Source organism: Bradyrhizobium sp. Kon10 (assembly GCF_055807395.1).
The window spans coordinates 1-894 of record NZ_JBVVOZ010000102.1 but is presented as its reverse complement, the minus strand read 5'-3'; the positions used below and the strand labels follow the sequence as shown (position 1 = coordinate 894).

1 protein-coding gene and 1 pseudogene are annotated in these 894 nt (G+C 59.2%); both read right to left on the bottom strand.

Going from position 1 to position 894, the window contains the following annotated elements:
• A pseudogene (locus AC0L2O_RS36225) lies at positions 1 to 134 on the bottom strand (acetyl-CoA C-acyltransferase); the annotation flags it as partial.
• A 72-nt stretch (positions 135 to 206) separates the two neighbouring features.
• Positions 207 to 383: a hypothetical protein gene (locus AC0L2O_RS36220; protein WP_473373125.1), complete on the bottom strand. Its 177-nt coding sequence runs from the start codon at positions 381 to 383 to the stop codon at positions 207 to 209.
• Between the last annotated feature and the right edge of the window lie 511 nt (positions 384 to 894).

Here is an 894-nt window from a genome sequence, read left to right as displayed (position 1 = left end):
TCGACACCGGCGCGCTCGACGGCATGCTTGATCGCGTGGGCCGCAAGGCTCATCGGCGCGGTGATGTTGAACCCGCCGCGACCGGACTTCGCCAGCCCGGTGCGTGCGTAGGATATGATTACGGCTTCACGCATTCGTCTTCTTCTTTCTTTCGGACGCTCTCGATCGCGGCAATGTCGACCGCCGGCGCAGGATGTCTTAGCTCGTCATGCCAGAAACTTGCCGCCTTCGATGCCGCCCACCACGATTCTCGTGCGAGTGTCCAAGTCATCGACGCCGAGCAAATCCTCATCGCACTGCGACGAGTCGTAGGTAAGAACCGCGATTTTGGCGGGTGCAGGCAGCTTCCACGGCAACGCCGGCATAAGGAGTAGGCTCGGCATCACTTCGTGAACTCTCACCGAGGCGGCTACAGCCGCCTGATGCCGAATAGAGAAGCCGCAGTTTGAGCTTATCGCGACAGCGTCTCGATCCACTAGCCGACGAGCGGCTACGATATAAGGCCGGGCTTCGTCAGGGAGCAGCACGACGCCGAAAGAGGGTTTAGCTTGCGATGTCATAGATGCAGCTTAGCTGCGGCTTCGGGCAGAATTCCTCCAAAAAAGAGGCATCCGTTTGAGAAATAATGCGCTGATCGAAAGAATATAAAGTAGTTTGCGAAGACGCTTCGCAGAATTCACGACGGCGAGCGCCGCGCGATCGCCCGCTGCGGGCTGAGGTCCATCCATGCGGTCGTGCGTGCAAATGCCGCCCGAGCGAGAGGCAGACTGGCGAATCCACTGCTCTTTCTAGCTTCGTTGAAACCCCCAACGAAAGATGTTTGGCCAGCGCGCGAGTTGGTCCGATGCTGCGGACTATTGCTGGCGCCGAGAACCGATGGTAAGCGCGCCATCG